The organism is Rhodococcus sp. NPDC003383, from assembly GCF_053589115.1.
The window spans coordinates 40,367-57,114 of sequence record NZ_JBSFRG010000024.1 but is presented as its reverse complement, the minus strand read 5'-3'; the positions used below and the strand labels follow the sequence as shown (position 1 = coordinate 57,114).

The 16,748-nt window shown below is 68.2% G+C and carries 13 protein-coding genes and 2 tRNA genes; 2 read left to right on the top strand and 13 right to left on the bottom strand.

What is annotated here, in order from left to right; genetic code table 11:
• Nucleotides 1-10 precede the first annotated feature (10 nt).
• Nucleotides 11-595, top strand: coding sequence for a TetR/AcrR family transcriptional regulator (locus tag ACWDTS_RS20035; RefSeq protein WP_197257118.1), 585 nt, complete (start codon nucleotides 11-13; stop codon nucleotides 593-595).
• On the opposite strand, the gene ACWDTS_RS20030 is transcribed toward ACWDTS_RS20035, so the two are convergent.
• Together ACWDTS_RS20030 and ACWDTS_RS20025 are read right to left on the bottom strand one after the other, a co-directional pair.
• Nucleotides 592-1,506 carry an LLM class flavin-dependent oxidoreductase gene (locus ACWDTS_RS20030; protein WP_450118882.1) on the bottom strand — a complete coding sequence of 305 codons (915 nt, stop codon included), beginning with the start codon at nucleotides 1,504-1,506 and terminating at the stop codon, nucleotides 592-594. The genes ACWDTS_RS20035 and ACWDTS_RS20030 overlap by 4 nt on opposite strands.
• 2 nt (nucleotides 1,507-1,508) lie before the next feature.
• On the bottom strand, nucleotides 1,509-2,000 hold the full coding sequence (locus tag ACWDTS_RS20025) for a carboxymuconolactone decarboxylase family protein (protein ID WP_197257116.1): 492 nt from the start codon (nucleotides 1,998-2,000) through the stop codon (nucleotides 1,509-1,511).
• Between the two features lie 71 nt (nucleotides 2,001-2,071).
• Here ACWDTS_RS20025 and ACWDTS_RS20020 point away from each other — a divergent pair, with 71 nt between their 5' ends.
• Nucleotides 2,072-3,061 carry a pirin family protein gene (locus tag ACWDTS_RS20020; protein ID WP_248674559.1) on the top strand — a complete coding sequence of 330 codons (990 nt, stop codon included), beginning with the start codon at nucleotides 2,072-2,074 and terminating at the stop codon, nucleotides 3,059-3,061.
• A gap of 86 nt (nucleotides 3,062-3,147) precedes the next feature.
• Here ACWDTS_RS20020 and ACWDTS_RS20015 read toward each other — a convergent pair.
• From ACWDTS_RS20015 to ACWDTS_RS19965, 11 genes are all read right to left on the bottom strand, one after another.
• Nucleotides 3,148-3,220, bottom strand: a tRNA-Ala gene (locus tag ACWDTS_RS20015).
• A gap of 136 nt (nucleotides 3,221-3,356) precedes the next feature.
• Nucleotides 3,357-3,430 (bottom strand) — tRNA-Ile (locus tag ACWDTS_RS20010).
• Between the two features lie 75 nt (nucleotides 3,431-3,505).
• On the bottom strand, nucleotides 3,506-4,729 hold the full coding sequence (locus tag ACWDTS_RS20005) for a DUF3566 domain-containing protein (protein ID WP_197257112.1): 1,224 nt from the start codon (nucleotides 4,727-4,729) through the stop codon (nucleotides 3,506-3,508).
• A complete protein-coding gene (gene gyrA / locus ACWDTS_RS20000) occupies nucleotides 4,730-7,234 on the bottom strand; it encodes a DNA gyrase subunit A (protein WP_197257110.1) in 2,505 nt (834 codons plus the stop codon).
• 172 nt (nucleotides 7,235-7,406) lie between these two features.
• Entirely contained in the window at nucleotides 7,407-8,216 is an 810-nt protein-coding gene (locus ACWDTS_RS19995; RefSeq protein ID WP_450118881.1) for an MHYT domain-containing protein, read from the bottom strand.
• On the bottom strand, nucleotides 8,216-8,770 hold the full coding sequence (locus tag ACWDTS_RS19990) for a GTP-binding protein (RefSeq protein WP_068159210.1): 555 nt from the start codon (nucleotides 8,768-8,770) through the stop codon (nucleotides 8,216-8,218). The genes ACWDTS_RS19995 and ACWDTS_RS19990 overlap by 1 nt, the downstream gene beginning before the upstream one ends.
• Before the next feature lie 13 nt (nucleotides 8,771-8,783).
• Nucleotides 8,784-9,158, bottom strand: a complete 375-nt coding sequence (locus ACWDTS_RS19985; protein WP_072808921.1) for a DUF742 domain-containing protein — start codon at nucleotides 9,156-9,158, stop codon at nucleotides 8,784-8,786.
• A 13-nt stretch (nucleotides 9,159-9,171) separates the two neighbouring features.
• Nucleotides 9,172-9,588: a roadblock/LC7 domain-containing protein gene (locus tag ACWDTS_RS19980; protein ID WP_068159208.1), complete on the bottom strand. Its 417-nt coding sequence runs from the start codon at nucleotides 9,586-9,588 to the stop codon at nucleotides 9,172-9,174.
• A complete protein-coding gene (locus tag ACWDTS_RS19975; RefSeq protein WP_450118880.1) occupies nucleotides 9,585-13,220 on the bottom strand; it encodes an ATP-binding protein in 3,636 nt (1,211 codons plus the stop codon). The genes ACWDTS_RS19980 and ACWDTS_RS19975 overlap by 4 nt, the downstream gene beginning before the upstream one ends.
• Nucleotides 13,221-13,550: 330 nt before the next feature.
• Nucleotides 13,551-15,587 (bottom strand): DNA topoisomerase (ATP-hydrolyzing) subunit B, encoded by a 2,037-nt coding sequence (gyrB, locus tag ACWDTS_RS19970; protein ID WP_450110124.1) that lies wholly within the window; start codon nucleotides 15,585-15,587, stop codon nucleotides 13,551-13,553.
• A 158-nt stretch (nucleotides 15,588-15,745) separates the two neighbouring features.
• Entirely contained in the window at nucleotides 15,746-16,636 is an 891-nt protein-coding gene (locus ACWDTS_RS19965; RefSeq protein ID WP_450118879.1) for an alpha/beta fold hydrolase, read from the bottom strand.
• Between the last annotated feature and the right edge of the window lie 112 nt (nucleotides 16,637-16,748).

Below are 16,748 nucleotides of genomic sequence, written 5' to 3'. Positions count from 1 at the left end.
AGGAGGGTCCGTGCCGAAGATCTCCGCGGCGACGGTCGTCGAGCACCGCGCCGCGCAGCGGCGGGCCCTCCTCGACGCCGCGCGCGACCTGCTCGCGGAAGCCCCGGACCGGGTCCCCTCCCTCGCCGACGTGGCCGTGCGGGCCGGTCTGGCCCGGTCCAGCGTCTACCACTACTTCGGGTCCCGCGACGACCTGTTGCGCGCCGTCGTCGAGGACATGTTCCCGCGCTGGAACGCCAGGATCGTCGCGGCGATGAACACCGTCGACGATCCCGCGGAACGCGTGCTCGCCTACATCGAGGTGAACCTGCGGCTCGTCGCGGAGGGTGAGCACGCCGTCATCGGTGTCCTCGCGACCTTCACCCCGCAGGCGTTCACCAACGAACGGATGCACGCACTGCATCAGGAACTGGTCCTCCCCCTGCTCGACGCGTTGCGCGAGCAGGGGCGGCCCGACCCGGAACTCACCGCGGAGTTCATCAACGCCCTCGTCTACAAGGGCACCGAACTGATCGAATCCGGCCGCAGCCTCGACGAGGTGCTGGACACCATCCGGAACCTGGCCGCGTTGGGATCGGAACGCACGAGCTTCTAATCGCTTCGTGTTTCACGTGAAACAGTGCGTTCGTTTCCGACGCGCTCGCGCACTGCCGGCGCAACCTCTCCGGCGAACCGTTCGAGGTCGGCAGCGGTATCCGAACCGAGGAGGAACGTGCTGGTGCCGTGGAGCAACGTCAGCGCCGCCAACTGCTCGGCCCACACCTCCGCAGGTCCGTGCAGGAACGTCCCGTCGGCGGTGTCGTCGAACCTCCCGGCGATGTTGTAGAGCCGCCGGATCGCCGCCGGATCACGCTCGGCCTCGGTCGCGGCCGCATCGACCCTCGCGGTCATCGTGCCGAGCGCGTCCGGGGCCGCCGCGAACGAACTCGGCAGCCAGCCGTCGGCGTACCGGCCGGTGACGGCCAGCATCCGGTCCCCGTACGCCCCGAGCCAGATCTCCGGCTCGTGGGCGGGGCGCGGCCCCCGCTTCGCACCGTCCAGCCGGTAGTACGTGCCGTCGAGCCGCGCCGGCCCGGCGTCGTCGGACCACAACGTCCGGATCACCGCGATCGCCTCGACCAGCGCATCGACCGACTCCCGGGGACTGCGCCGCGGCCCGCCGTTCGCGGCGACCGCATCCCAGAACGCCCCGGCGCCCAGCCCCAGCTCGACGCGCCCACCGCTGAGCCGGTCGAGCGAGGCCGCGCTGCGGGCCAGGATCACCGGACCGCGCAGCGGCAGGTTCGCGACGTTCGGAGACAGGATCAGCGACTCCGTGCGGGCCGCGATCCAGGTCAACAGCGTCCAGGTGTCGAGGAACCGCGGCTGGTAGGGGTGGTCCTGGACGGTCACCAGATCCAGTCCTGCCCGTTCCGCGACGAGTGCGAGTTCGACGACGGCGTCCGGATCGGCGGCGGTCGGGGTGAGGGATACCCCGAATCGCAGTTCGTGTCCGTAGTCCGGCACGGTCAGGACTTCCAGGACTCGGGATCGACGCGGTGCCGGCTGACGATCGACACCCGGTTGAACGCATTCATCGCGATCGCGACCCACACGATCGCCGAGAACTGGTCGTCGGTCAGGTGCCTGCGAGCCTCCGCGTAGACACGATCCTGCTCGTCCGGCGACGGCAGATCCGTCACCGCCTCCGCCACCGCGAGCGCGGCCCGCTCGACGTCGCTGAACAGGTCGGTGTCCCGCCACGCCCGCAGCACCGCGATGCGTTGCGCTTTCTCACCGTCCTTCAGCGCCTCGCGGGTGTGCACGTCCAGGCAGTAGGCGCACCCGTTGATCTGCGAGACCCGCAGGTTCACCAGTTCGACGACCGTGCGGTCCAGACCCGCCTGCGCCACCGCGTCCCGCACCGCCACCGCGACGGCGACCTGTGCCCGGTACACCGGACGGGTCTGCTTGTCGATGGGGATGCGCTCGGTGCTCGCCACAGAACGATTGTCGGCCATCGGGGCCGACGCGGCCGGCCGATTCCGGAATCGGCCGGCCGCGCGCACGCGATCGGTGGCACGCTCTGAGCATGAGCAACACCGACGTCCATCCGGTCGAGACAACCTGCGAGACCGGCCCGTGTCCCCGCGACGAGGCAGGTCATCCCTACGTCGAGATCCTCACCGCCCGCGAGGTGCCGCTCGGCGGTCCCCGCGCGATGCCGGTCCGGCGGACCCTCCCCCAGCGGCAACGCTCCCTCATCGGCGCGTGGTGCTTCGCCGACCACTACGGTCCCGACGACGTCGCCGCCACGGGCGGCATGGACGTGGCACCCCACCCGCACACCGGACTGCAGACGGTGAGCTGGCTGTTCACCGGCGAGATCGAGCACCGCGACAGCCACGGCGTGCACGCGTTCGTCCGGCCCGGCGAGGTCAACCTGATGACCGGTGGCCACGGCATCTGCCATTCCGAGGTGTCCACCCCGGACACCACGACGCTGCACGGTGTCCAGCTATGGGTCGCGCTGCCGGACAGCGCCCGCGACGCACCCCGCAACTTCCAGCACCACGCGCCCGCGACCACCTACCTCGACGGCGGTTCCGCGAAGGTCTTCCTGGGCTCTCTCGCGGGCAGCACGTCGCCGGTGGAGACGTTCACGCCGCTGCTCGGCGCCGAGATCACCCTCGACGCGAACGCCGAACTGCACCTCGACGTCGACGCGTCCTTCGAGCACGGTGTCCTCGTCGACACCGGCACCGTCCGTCTCGCCCGCACGGAGCTGTCGCGCGGCACGCTCGGCTACGTGGGCACCGGCCTGACGGCGCTGACGCTCACGAACCTCACCGACTCCCCCGCCCGGGTCGTGCTGCTCGGCGGCACCCCGTTCGGCGAGGAGATCGTCATGTGGTGGAACTTCGTGGGCCGCAGCCACGAGGAGATCGTCCGTTTCCGCGACGCCTGGGAGAGCGAATCCGATCGGTTCGGCCGGGTCGAGGGTTATCAGGGGAAGGTCGCGAGGCTGCCCGCGCCCGCGTTGCCGAACGCGCAGCTGCGTCCGCGCCGGAATCCGCTGTAGGGGCCACAAGCAGAAAGGGCGCCTTCCCTGATCCGGGAAAGCGCCCTCTGCTGTGTCTTCGATTGTGGAGACTGTGTTTTCTATTGTGGAGCCTAGGAGATTCGAACTCCTGACATCTGCCTTGCAAAGGCAGCGCTCTACCAACTGAGCTAAGGCCCCGTCCGCCGTCAGCGGCTGGTGACCTCGTGCCATTCGTCTTCGCTCCGAAGCATCCGAGCGATTCCGATGGCCACCAGCACTGCAGCTCCCACGAATGCGAGAACCTTCATGCTGGCTGCCCTTTCGGCACGGGGAGTGGGCCTAGGAGGACTTGAACCTCCGACCTCTTCGTTATCAGCGAAGCGCTCTAACCGCCTGAGCTATAGGCCCTCGAACCGATTCGGAACACTACCCCACCGAACCACGAACGACAAAATCGGTTCGGCGGGGCAGCGTTTTCCCAGGTCAGTCGGGGTCAGCGAGAGTGACCTGCACACCGCCGACCAGATCGGTGCAGAGGTTGTAGATGAACGCCCCGAGCGTCGCCATGGCCGTCAGCAGGATCGTGTTGGCCAGGCCGATCACCGTGGCGTAGCCGAAGACCTGACCTGCGCTGATCAGGCCCCCACTACCGGATTCGGACACGATGTCGGTGAAAGCGCTGTTCAGGCGCTCCCACACGCCCATGCCGGCGAGGATGCCGTAGAGCAGACCCACCGCGACCATCCACACGAAGAAGAGTGAGAGGGAAATCACGGAGGAAATCTTGAGCATCGACCACGGATCGATGCGACGGACCTGAACGGTCGCGCGCAGCGGCTCCCCGGCCATCGGCACCGCCGCGGTCACAGCCGTGGCGGACGACGCGGCGGGAGCGCCCGCAGAGGCCTCCCCGGCCACCGGTGCCGAAGCCGGAAGCGGGTGCTTCACCGTCGACAGGTCCGGCAGGTCCTTCGCGAGGTCCTTACGTTCGATGTGCCGCGTCGGCCCGTCGATGATCGCCGACTTGGCCTTGACGGACGTCCGATCCGCACCGCCGGTCAGCGACGCCGCCGCGGTACCGGTCACGACGGGCCGTGTCGGAGGCGTCGGGGCACTCTGCGGCCGTGCGCTGGCGGGCTGGGCCGAGGCGCGCTGCGGAGCAGCGTTCCCGGTGACCGCCCGGTCGACGCCCTGACCACGACCCGGCAGGTTCGTCTGCGGAGTGTTCTGGTGCGCGGCCGGGGTCTGCTGTCCCCGCTGCCACGGCGGGACCTGACCGGCGGCAGCCGGGCGCTGGGCGCCGGACTGCGCGGGGTTCACGCCCTTGTCCGCGGCCGGACGGACGGTCGGTGTCGTCTGTGCGGTCGGATTCGGTGCGGGCTTGTCCGCAGCGCCCGCCGCAGGCTTGTCGGCACCGGCGGCCGGCTTGTCGGCACCCGTAGCGGGCTTGTCGGCACCGGTCGCGGGCGGATCCGACGGCTCGGACGGTTCCGGCTTCGCCGCAGCCTGGGCCGCCGGGCCTGCGGGGGCCTTCGGAGCGTCGGGCGACTTCGGAGCCGCCGGAGCCGATGCGGCCGACGGAGCCTCTGCCGACGACGGCTTCGCTGCGTCCGGCTTCACCGGCGCATTCGCCGTCTCCTGCCCATTAGGCCCCTTCGGTGCCGGCGACCCCTTGTCGGCACCGTTCGGTCCTTGGGGAGTGCTCACTTACGACTCCTTCGCATCTGATGTGGCGCCCTCCTCGGGCTCATCGGCGTTGCGTGCGATCGCCAGCAACGTGTCGCCCTCGGCCAGGTTCATCAACCGGACGCCCTTCGTCTGGCGGCCGGCCTTGCGCACCTGCTTGGCGGCGGTACGGATGACCCCACCACCGGAGGTGATCGCGTAGAGCTCGTCGTCATCGTCCACGATGAGCGCTCCGACCAGGGTGCCACGCTTGCGGTCGTACTGGATCGTCAAGACACCCTTACCGCCACGGCCCTGGACCGGGTAGTCCTCCATCGGCGTGCGCTTGGAGTAGCCACCGGACGTCGCGACCAGCAGATACGTTCCCTCGCGGACCACGTTGAGGGACAGCAGCTTGTCGTCGCCGTTGAACCGCATGCCCTGCACACCGGACGTCGCGCGGCCCATCGGCCGCAGCGCCTCGTCCGTCGCCGAGAACCGGATCGACTGGCCCTGCTCCGACACGAGCAGCAGGTCGTCGTCGGCGGAGCACAGCACCGCACCGACGAGTTCGTCCTCGTCGCGCAGGTTGATCGCGACGATGCCGCCGGACCGGTTGGAGTCGAAGTCCGCGAGCCGCGACTTCTTGACCAGGCCGTTGCGGGTGGCGAGCACCAGGTACGGCGCGTCCTCGTACGACTTGATCCGGATCACGCCCTGGATCCGCTCGTCCGGCTGGAACGCCAGCAGGTTCGCGACGTGCTGGCCGCGCGCGGTGCGGTTGGCCTCGGGCAGCTCGTACGCCTTGGCCCGGTAGACGCGGCCCTTGGTGGTGAAGAACAGCAGCCAGTCGTGCGTCGACGTCACGAAGAAGTTCTTCACGATGTCGTCCTGCTTGAGCTCGGCGCCCTTGACACCCTTGCCGCCGCGCTTCTGCGACCGGTACAGATCGGTCTTCGTCCGCTTGGCGTAGCCGGTCTCGGTGATCGTGACGACGACGTCCTCGCGGGCGATGAGATCCTCGTCGGACACCTCGCCGTCGGACGCGATGATCTTGGTGCGTCGCTCGTCGCCGTACTTGTCGACGACTTCCTTCAGCTCGTCACGGACGATCGCGCGCTGCCGTTCCGGCTTCGCCAGGATGTCCTTGTAGTCGTCGATCTCGCGCTCGATCTCGGCCAGTTCGTCGATGATCTTCTGACGCTCGAGGGCGGCGAGGCGGCGCAGCTGCATCGCGAGGATCGCGTCGGCCTGGATCTCGTCGACTGTGAGCAGGTCCATCAGGCCCGTGCGGGCGATGTCGACCGTCTGCGAACGACGGATCAGGGCGATGACCTCGTCGAGCGCGTCGAGCGCCTTGACCAGGCCGCGCAGGATGTGGGCGCGTTCCTCGGCCTTGCGCAGCAGGTACCGGGTCCTGCGGACGATGACCTCGATCTGGTGGTTGACGTAGTACCGGATCATCTGGTCGAGGCGCAGCGTGCGCGGCACCCCGTCGACGATCGAGAGCATGTTGCAGCCGAAGCTGGTCTGCAGCTGCGTGTGCTTGTACAGGTTGTTGAGCACGACCTTCGCGACCGCGTCGCGGCGGACCGTGATCACGATGCGCATACCGACGCGGTCGGAGGACTCGTCGTGGATCTCGGAGATGCCGGCGATCTTGCCGTCACGGACCTGCGTCGCGATGGACGTGATCAGGTTGTCCGGGTTCACCTGGTACGGCAGTTCGGTGACGACGATCGTGGTGCGCCCCTTGGCGTCCTCCTCGATCTCGACGACCGCGCGCATCCGCACCGAACCGCGACCGGTGGTGTACGCGTCGTGGATGCCCTGGCTACCCACGATCAGACCCGCCGTGGGGAAGTCCGGGCCCTTGATGCGTTCCATCACGGCCGCGAGTGTGGTCTGCTCGTCCGCCTCGAAGTTCTCGAGCGCCCAGTAGATCGCCTCGGCGACCTCGTTGAGGTTGTGCGGCGGAATGTTCGTCGCCATACCGACGGCGATGCCGTTGGACCCGTTGATCAACAGGTTGGGGATACGGCTGGGGAGAACCGTCGGTTCCTGCGTGCGGCCGTCGTAGTTCGGCTGGAAATCGACCGTCTCGTGGTCGATTTCACGCAGCATCTCCATCGCGAGCGGCGTGAGGCGGCACTCGGTGTACCGCATCGCGGCGGCACCGTCGTTGCCGGGGGAACCGAAGTTGCCCTGACCGTCGACGAGCGGGTACCGCATCGACCACGGCTGGGCGAGACGCACGAGCGCGTCGTAGATGGAGGAGTCGCCGTGCGGGTGGTAGTTGCCCATCGTCTCGGCAACGGCGCGGGCCGACTTCACGTAACCGCGGTCCGGGCGGAAACCGTTGTCGTACATGGCGTACAGGACGCGGCGATGCACCGGCTTGAGGCCGTCGCGCACATCGGGCAGCGCGCGGCCCACGATCACGCTCATTGCGTAATCGATGTAGCTGCTCTGCATCTCCTGCTGGATGTCGACGGGCTCGATGCGGTCGTGCCCCGGCCCCTCCGGCGGCAACGTGGTGTCGGTCATGAGCTCCTTCTTCTACTCGGCTCGAACGTCTACCCGGAACCGTCGCCCGGTGGACGTCTCGCAACCACCCGAGTCTATAGGTGCAGGTCAGCGAACACCCAGAAGGACGGCACTTTCCTTCCATCACGTTGCGCACAGGACGGCCGTGCCGGCGGGGAGGGCCGGGACCGGTCTAACCGAGCCGCGCGCCCTCGTCGTTTCCGCCCTGTTCGGCGACCCACTGATCGACTTCCCGTTCGAGTTGCGCCGCAACACGATCCGGGTCCATGAGGGTCAGCACGATGGGCAGGGTGATGACCACCGTGCCCACGACGAACACCGCGAACAGCACCGAGAAGAGCTCGATCCCACCGGGCATCGCGATCGAGGCATCCGGTGTCACCTCCACCGACGCCATGCCGAGGAAGTAGACACCGAGGACGGCCGCGCCCGTCACGACACTTCCGCAGATACGCAGGAGCGTGCGGTCCGCGACCTCCACGAGCCACAGGAAGGAGAACGCCACGACCAGCGACACCGCCGCGGTCGCGATGACGAACGGGGTGTCGAAGGTGAACGTGCCCTGCAGCCGCACGGACCACATGAGGGACAGGAACACCACGCAGATCCCGGCGCCGAACAGCGCCCCACCGGCGAGCAACCGGCCGGGTGAATGCCCGTCGCGGCTGATCGAGACGACCAGCGCGACGAACGAGCTCACCAGCGCCACCGCCAGCGAGAACGCGATGGTCACCAGATCGTGGCGCACGATGCTGTCGGTGACCCCGAATCCCGCGACGGCGAGAAGCAGGGCAAGCCACGTCCCTACTCCCCCCGCGCACGCGGCCGCCAGCAGCATCCACAACAGCCCTTGCCGATCGGTGGTGGCGAATCGTGCCTTCCTGGCGCTCACGAGGCCGACCAGCAGACCGATCGACGACGTCGCGAACGCCAGGACCACCACCCAGGCCCCCATCGAGAAGAGCTGGATGTCGGCGTCCACTACCGGGCCACCGGCTGGTGCAACTTCCTCAGTGCATATTCGGTGACGGTCACCAGAGCGGACTTCGCCGATTCGCGGGCCCGGGCGTCGATCGAGACGATCGGGACCTCCGCCGAGACGGCCAGCGCCTGCCGGATGTCCTCCACGGGGTAGCGAGGCGCATCGTCGAACTCGTTGATCGCGACGATGAACGGGAGGTTCCGCGCCTCGAAGAAGTCGACGGCGGCGAAGCTCTCGTCCAGGCGACGAGTATCGATCAGCACGATCGCCCCGATGGCACCGCGGATGAGGTCGTCCCACATGAACCAGAACCGATGCTGTCCCGGCGTACCGAACAGGTACAGCACGAGATCCTCGGCCAGGCTGATACGACCGAAGTCCATGGCGACGGTCGTCGTGGCCTTCTGGGGCGTAGCGCTCAAGTTGTCCACGCCGTCGCTGGCGTTGGTCACCAAGGCTTCCGTGCGCAGCGGGACGATCTCCGACACTGCCCCCACCAACGTGGTCTTTCCGACACCGAAGCCGCCGGCGATCACGATTTTGGTCGAGGTCACCCGCTTGGGGTCGTTAGAGTTCGCGAAGTCCACTGAGGACCCTTTCAATCAGCTCACGACGCTCCGCGTCGCTCGAATCGTCTTTGAGCGTGGCCAAGATCTGGACGTGTCCGGCCTCGACGAGATCCGCGACGAGGACGCGTGCCACCCCGATTGGCACACCCACCCGAGCAGCGATCTCGGCTACCGACGGGGACTCCTTGCACAACTCCAAAATGGTGGCGTTGATGTTGTCCAGGTCCCGGGCCCGATCGTCGGTGCCCGGGATCGCCTGGATCAACGCCTCCAACGCCAGTTCGACTGCGGGGTTCGTTCGCCCCGAAGTCAGCGAGTACGGGCGGACCAGACTGGGTTGGTCCGGCACCGACTCAGGTTTGCGCGATTCCATGGCCACCTCGACGTCAGGACCCCTGGCCGACCCGCGGGGTCGCCTCGACCGACGCTCCCACGCGGTCGACCAGGAGTGCCATCTCGTAACCGACCTGTCCGATGTCGCATTCCGAGGCGGTCAGGGCGGCCAGGTGAGAGCCGTCGCCGACGCTCATGAGCAGCAGGTAACCGTGCTGCATCTCCACGACGGACTGCAGCACGCCGCCGCCGTCGAAGAGCTGCGAAACACCGTTGGACAGGCTGGCGAGACCGGACGTCACCGCAGCGAGCTGCTCGGCGCGGTCGACCGGAAGGTGTGCGCTGGCGGCCATGAGCAAGCCGTCGGCGGACACGAGCACGGCGTGGGAAACACCGGGAACCTCGCGCGCGAAGTTCGATACCAACCAGTCCAAAGGACGAGTTACATCGGATCCGTGGTCAATATTCATCGAACTCCCTGTTCGTTGTTCTCACGTGTGGTCGCGTTCACCGTAGACCGGCCGTTGCGGACACCCTGCTGGTGACGGCTGAGGTTCGCCCGGATGGCTTCCGGATCGCGCCGTCGGATCGTCGGCCGTTCCACGGGTGCCACGGGTTCGACCGCACCCGGCACCAGACGGTGACCGGGGGCGCGACGAGGCAGACCTGCAGTGGTGTGGTCCTCCACAGGAACCTCGGCCGCGCGCTGCGCTGCTTCCCATCCTGCATCGGCCGCCGACGTCCATTCCCGCTTGCGCCGATCCTCCGGCAGGCTGGTCGGGTCGACGAGCCAGTCGGACATCACGTCGTTGAAGATCGGCGGTGCTGCGGCCTGGCGGCGGAGGGCTCCGGTTTCGCCCCGAGGCTGGAAGAACGAGGCGGTCTTCGCCGAGTTCGTCCGGTACCGGTGCCGTGCGGCCTGGCTGGCCTCACTGTGCGGCGAAACCGAGTCGCCGTTGGCGATGCTCGGCGCAGTCTGCGCGGGCGCAGCGGAAGCTGCGGCTCCGACGGTCGCGGCCGGCTGCGGTGCATCCGACTGCGCGGGCCGCTGCGGCAGGCCCGGGGTGGCACCCGGCTGACGCTGCGGCAGACCGGGAGTCGAGGCCGGCTGACGCTGCGGCAGGCCGTTGACCTGCGCCGGGGTTGCCGTCTCGACCGGAGCTTCGGCGACCGGTTCAGGCCGCCGCGCCGGCTGCTGGGCGTGACGCTGCGGCAGACCCGGCGTCGAGCCCGGCTGACGCTGCGGCAGACCCGTGACGGGTCCACCGACCGGCGCGAGCGGTGCAACCGGCGCGATCGGCTCGGAAGGCGCCGGAGCACTCACACCGGAACTTGCCGGAGCGGGAGTCAGACCGGGCGTGGCACCGGGCTGACGCTGCGGCAGGCCCGGCGGGGGCGACTGACGCTGCGGAGCAGGCGACTGCGAGGCACCCGGCTGTGACGTCGAGGGCTGTGACGTCGAGGGCTGTGACGTCGAGGGCTGTGACGTCGAGGGCTGTGACGTCGAGGGCTGGGGCGCGGGCTGCTGGGCGTGACGCTGCGGCAGACCCGGGGTGGCACCCGGCTGACGCTGCGGCAGACCACCCTCCTGCGGACGCCGTGCCGTACCTGCGTCCTGCGGACGCTGTGCCGTACCTGCGTCCTGCGGACGCTGCACCGGACCGGAGTCGACGCTCGGCGTGACCACCGTGCGTTCGGAATCCGACTCGACCGCAGGCCGCTGACGCGACGGAAGCGCGGAGGCCAGAGCCGCGGCAGCGTCGGGCTGCACCCGGGGCGTCGGCGTCGACGCGGCCGGAGGCGTAGCCGGCGACTGCGGGACCGGCAGACCGGGGGTCGCGCCGGGCTGGCGACGCGGAAGACCCGGGATCGCACCCGGCTCACGCTGCGGCAGACCCGGAGTCGCACCCGGCTCACGCTGCGGCAGACCGTCCACCGGCCGGCCGTTCGGCGCCCGGTGGTGGCCGTTGCGTTCCGGCAGCTGATGACCGTTCTGCTCCGGCTTCTGCAGCGACTGAGGCTGGGACACGGGCTGGACCGGTGTGACCGGAAGCTCGCCCGAGATCTCGGGACGGGCCTGACGCGGCACCTCCGGGATCTCGCCCGACTGGTAACCCGGCCGATCCTGCTGTGTCGCGGCCGGAAGCTGCGCCACCTCCCGCTCCACGCGCGGCAATGCCGGCTGCTCCTGGGCATCGTTCGGCATGTCGGTGCCGCGCCAGGGCTGCGGACCGGTGTGGGACAGCGCGAGCGGCGAGACGAGCAGAACGTCCGGGATGTGCACGCTGGCAGTGATACCGGGGTTGCGTGCGGTGTCGAAGGTCGGACGCAACCGCACGGTGAGACCGTGCCGGTCCGCGAGCCGCGACACCACGAACAGACCCATGTGGCGGGCCGAGTCGGGACCGACCTCGCCGCCCTGCGACAGGCGGTGGTTGATCGCTTCGAGTTCCTCGGCGGGGATACCGATACCGCGGTCGGCGATCTCGACGAGCAGGCCACCGTCGACGGCGCGAGCGAAGCTGAACGTGACGTTGCTGTCCGGCGGCGACGCGCGCAGCGAGTTGTCGACGAGCTCGGCGAGCAGGTGGACGATGTCGGTCGCGACGGCGCCGCTGAGGGCACCGTCCGGCGTCGAACCGATCTGAACGCGCTGGTAGTCCTCGACTTCGGACATGGCCGCGCGGAGGATGTCGCCGAGCTGGACGGGCGCGGAGTGACCGCGACGCACCCGCGTACCGGAGAGAATCAGAAGGTTGTCGCCGTTGCGGCGCATGCGGGCCGCGAGGTGGTCCAGACGGAAGAGGCTCTCGAGTCGGCTCGGGTCCTTCTCCTCGAACTCGAGTCGTTCGATGAGGCCGAGCTGCTGCTCGACGAGCGACTTGCTTCGCCGGGCCAGCGTCTCGAACATCTCGTTGATCTGGAGGCGGAGGTGCGCCTGCTCACCGGCGAGACGCAGTGCCTGCCCGTGCATGTCGTCGACGGCGCGGGCGAGCTGGCCGATCTCCTCGGTGGTGTGCACCGGAACGCGGGTGAACTCGATGTCCTCGATGTTGTCGCCGAGCTTGATGCGGTCGACGGCTTCGGGCAGTTCCTGACGCGCGACCTTGAGTGCGCCGTAACGCAGCCGGCGGATCGGTCCGACGAGGGACCGCGACACGAGCAGCGCGAGCACGAGAGCGGCGAGCAGCGTCGCGAGAACGATCGCGGTGTCGCGCAGTGCGGCCGAGCGGGTTTCCGCGGCACGCTCTTCGACGGTGCTGGTGATGCCCTCGGTGGCCTGCTCGATCAGCGACCCGTAGATCTCGAGGCTTCGCATCATCGAGGTGCGCAGGTTCAACAGTGGCAGCGGACCGTCGCCGGCAGCGTCGACCATGTCGGAGCGGGTCTTCACCGCGGTGCGCAGTTCCTCGATCTGGCCGTCGGCCAGCGGGTAGGAACGCGCGAGCGTCTCGAGCATGGCGAGCTCGGCACCGGACGCGGAAACCAGCTGCGTGCCGGGCTGATCGGGATCCCGCAGGATCGAGACGATGCCCATCACCTGGTCGAACAGGTAACGCTGGGTGGCCCACGCGTCGACGAGGCGGGTGCCCTCGAGCAGCACCTCTTCGTCCTCGATCGGGTCGACGATCGCGCTCACGATGTTCGACATGTCGCTTCGCACTTCGGTGGTGCGCTGATTCAGGTCGGCGATCGGAACCTGGCCGGCCTTCATCTGGTCACGGAGTGCTTCGGCGCTCGCCAGCACGCGGGTGAGGTCCGCCGCGACGACCGGATCGAGCTCCGGATTCAGCGCGACGGTGCGGACCTGCTCGAGTGTTTCGTCGAGTCGAGCGACTTCTTCCGGCGTGCTCAGACCCGCCGCGGTGGTACCCGCGAGGGTACCGAGCGCGGTACCGAAGTCGACGAGATCAGGGACGTGCGCGACCTGATCGGCAGCCTGCGAGAAGTGAACAGCGTTGGTGAGCTCTTCCTGGATACGCAGACCACCGAGCACCATCGCCACCGTTACCGGAATGGCGAGTACTGCAGTGACCTTCCAGCGAAGACCCCACCCCTCGATGTTCCACCACCGCTGCCGGGGCGGCGAATCGTCACTCATGGATCAAGCTCTCCTTCCACCCCGATCACGACTCTGCACTGCACTCCACCCGACCCGATCCGACGACCGGGCGCGAAGCACCGCGTGGAAGCAGTCGAATGAGGCGTTCCTGGGTGAGGGCACCTTAGCGGGACATACAGGGAATACGGAAGAACTTTCCATTTCCCCCGGCACCGCCGTCCCCCGATCGACAATCGCGAACACACGATCGCAGCAGATAGTACTCACCGGTAATGTGCCCGCGCTATTACGTGCGCCACCGACACGCGAAAACGGCAGGGCAAAAGCTGTGATTTGCAACACAACTCGTGCCCTGCCGTCACACCGGCATCACACGTCGAGGAACCTGACGTCCTTCGCGTTCCGGGTGATGAAGCTCCGGCGAGCCTCGACGTCCTCGCCCATCAGCACGCTGAACAGCTCGTCTGCCGCGGCGGCGTCGTCGAGGCTGACCTGACGCAGGACCCGCACACTCGGGTCCATCGTGGTTTCCCACAGCTCGGTGGCATTCATCTCACCGAGACCCTTGTAGCGCTGGATGCCGTCGTCCTTGTTGATCTTCTTGCCGGCCTCGAGACCCGCCTTGAGCAGTCCGTCGCGCTCGCGGTCCGAGTAGGCGAACTCCGGCTCGGAACGCTGCCACTTGAGCTTGTACAGCGGCGGCTGAGCGAGATAGACGTGGCCGTTCTCGACGAGCGGGCGCATGAACCGGAACAACAGCGTCAGCAGCAGCGTCGCGATGTGCTGGCCGTCGACGTCGGCGTCGGCCATGAGCACGATCTTGTGATAGCGCAGCTTCGAGATGTCGAACTCGTCGTGGATGCCGGTGCCGAACGCCGTGATGATCGACTGGACCTCGGCGTTCTTGAGGACACGGTCGATGCGGGCCTTCTCGACGTTGATGATCTTGCCGCGGAGCGGCAGGATCGCCTGGTACATCGAATCGCGACCGGACTTGGCGGAACCACCTGCGGAGTCGCCCTCCACGATGTAGATCTCGCACTTGCTCGGGTCGTTGGACCGGCAGTCCGCGAGCTTGCCGGGCAGGCCGCCGAGGTCGGTGGCGCTCTTGCGGCGCACCAGCTCGCGGGCCTTGCGGGCCGCGACGCGGGCCTGCGCCGACGACACGGCCTTGGTCACGATCGTCTTCGCGTCCGCAGGGTTCGACTCGAGCCAGTGCGTCAGGTGCTCGTTGCACGCCTTCTGCACGAACGACTTGACCTCGGTGTTACCGAGCTTGGTCTTGGTCTGGCCCTCGAACTGCGGTTCCGAGACCTTCACCGAGATGATCGCCGCGAGGCCCTCGCGGATGTCGTCACCGGTGAGGTTCGGGTCCTTGTCCTTGAGGAGCTTCTTGTCCTTCGCGTACTTGTTGACCACGCTGGTCAGCGCCGCACGGAAGCCTTCCTCGTGCGTGCCGCCCTCGTGGGTGTTGATGGTGTTGGCGAAGGTGTGGACGGACTCGGAGTAGCCCGAGTTCCACTGCATCGCGATCTCGAGTTCGTGGCCGGTACCGCGCGCGGTGAAGCCCACGACCGAGTTGTGGATCGGCTGCTTGGTGCGGTTGATGTGGCGCACGTAGTCCTCGAGACCACCCGGGTAGTGGTAGACGCGGGACTTGACCTTGTGCGGCGCCTCCGGAGACTGCTCGGTCTCCTGCTCCTCGGCGGTCTTCGGCGCCTCGGCGAGTTCGCTGACGACCTCTTCGGTGACTTCCTCGGGGGCGACGCGCTCGTCGGTGAGCGTGATCGTGAGGCCCTTGTTGAGGAACGCCATCTCCTGGAGGCGGCGCGCGACGGTCTCGAAGTTGTAGGTCGTGGTTTCGAAGATCTCCGGATCCGCCCAGAATCGCACGGTGGTGCCGGTGGTCTTCCTCTCCTCACCCCGGATCAGCTCACCGGGCTTGGACGCGGTGTACGTCTGCTCCCAGTGGTAGCCGTCGACGTCGATCTCGACCTCGAGTTTCGTGGACAGCGCGTTGACGACGGAGATACCGACGCCGTGCAGACCACCGGAGACGGCGTAGGCGTCCGAATCGAACTTGCCGCCTGCGTGGAGCTGTGTCAGGACGACCTCGACGGTGGGGGCACCGGAGGCGTGCATTCCGACGGGGATGCCGCGGCCGTCGTCGACGACCTGGACGCCGCCGTCCTCGAGGAGGGTCACGTCGACCTTGGTCGCGTATCCGGCCATCGCCTCGTCGACGGAGTTGTCCACAACCTCCCAGATCAGGTGGTGCAGACCGCGTTCCCCGGTCGAGCCGATGTACATGCCGGGGCGCTTGCGCACCGCCTCGAGTCCCTCGAGAACGGTGATGGACGAAGCACCGTAGTCACTCTTGCTCTTGTTCGACTTCTGGGCAGCCACGGGTGGGTAGCTCTCCTTCTCCGCCTCGGCCTCGCGCGCGTTCGCGCCACGCATGTCCACCCATCCTACTTGCAGCGACGACAAGCGCCGGGGACGACACAGGACGGGCTTACCGCCCCGCTCATTGCCACGCAGCGGCGATCACGCGGCCCGTCGCATCAAATTTGCCGCGGAGACTCCCGCTCGGCCGTCTGCCGGACGAAGTTCCCGGTCAGGCGGGCCAGCTCGCCGGGGTGGGTCCGCGGCGACCAGTGTCCCGCATCGAGCCGTTCCCGGTGCAGGTTCGGCACCCACCGTTCGGTGTCCTCGTATCCCACGGGCCGCACCGCCCGGTCGCGGCCGGCCAGCACGAGCTGAACGGGCACGTCGGTGACGCGCTCCCGCGGCGAGTCCAGCCGACGCCGGATGTTGGCGCGGTAGAGCTTCAGGCCGTGCACCATGTCGTCGGCGAGGGTGGGCGCCGGCGACACGACGGACGGATCGGCGCGGTCGAACAGGCCGACGAAACGCGCCCAGTTCGGGGCGAGCACCCACCGCAGGACGGGGACCGGCACCCCGGGGAGCTGGAACGCCAGCGTGTACGCGGACGCGACGGCCTGGGCGAGCGGGCCGGCGAATCGGCCCGAGCGCAGGCTCCTGCGCATCCACAACCCCAGATGGTCCAGGTTCGGTCCGGACACCGAGGTGTAGGAGGCGATGCGGCCGGCCGCGCCGGGCTCGCACACCGCCTCCCAGCACACCACCGCACCCCAGTCGTGGCCGAGCAGGTGCACCGGTCCCCCGCCGACCGCGTCGACGACCGCGTTCAGATCCCGGACCAGTTCCCTGAGCCGGTAGTCCCGCACCCGCGGCGGAATACTCGAGGCTCCGGCACCGCGGTTGTCGTAGCGCACGACGCGGAATTCGTCGGTGAGCAGCGGCACGACGCGGTCCCACAGCGCGTGCGTGTCGGGCCAGCCGTGCACGAGCACGAGCGTCGGGCCGTGCGGATTCCCCTCGACGACGACCTCGAGACGGATCGAGTCGCGGGTGACGGTGAGTGTGGACACAGAAACCTCCCGAGTGACAGGAAGCGACGAAAACCGTTGAACAACAACAGTTTCCAGCGATCCGCCGATGGCCGTGCGAGACCCTTTCCGGCCTGGGCGAATTTAACGTAAC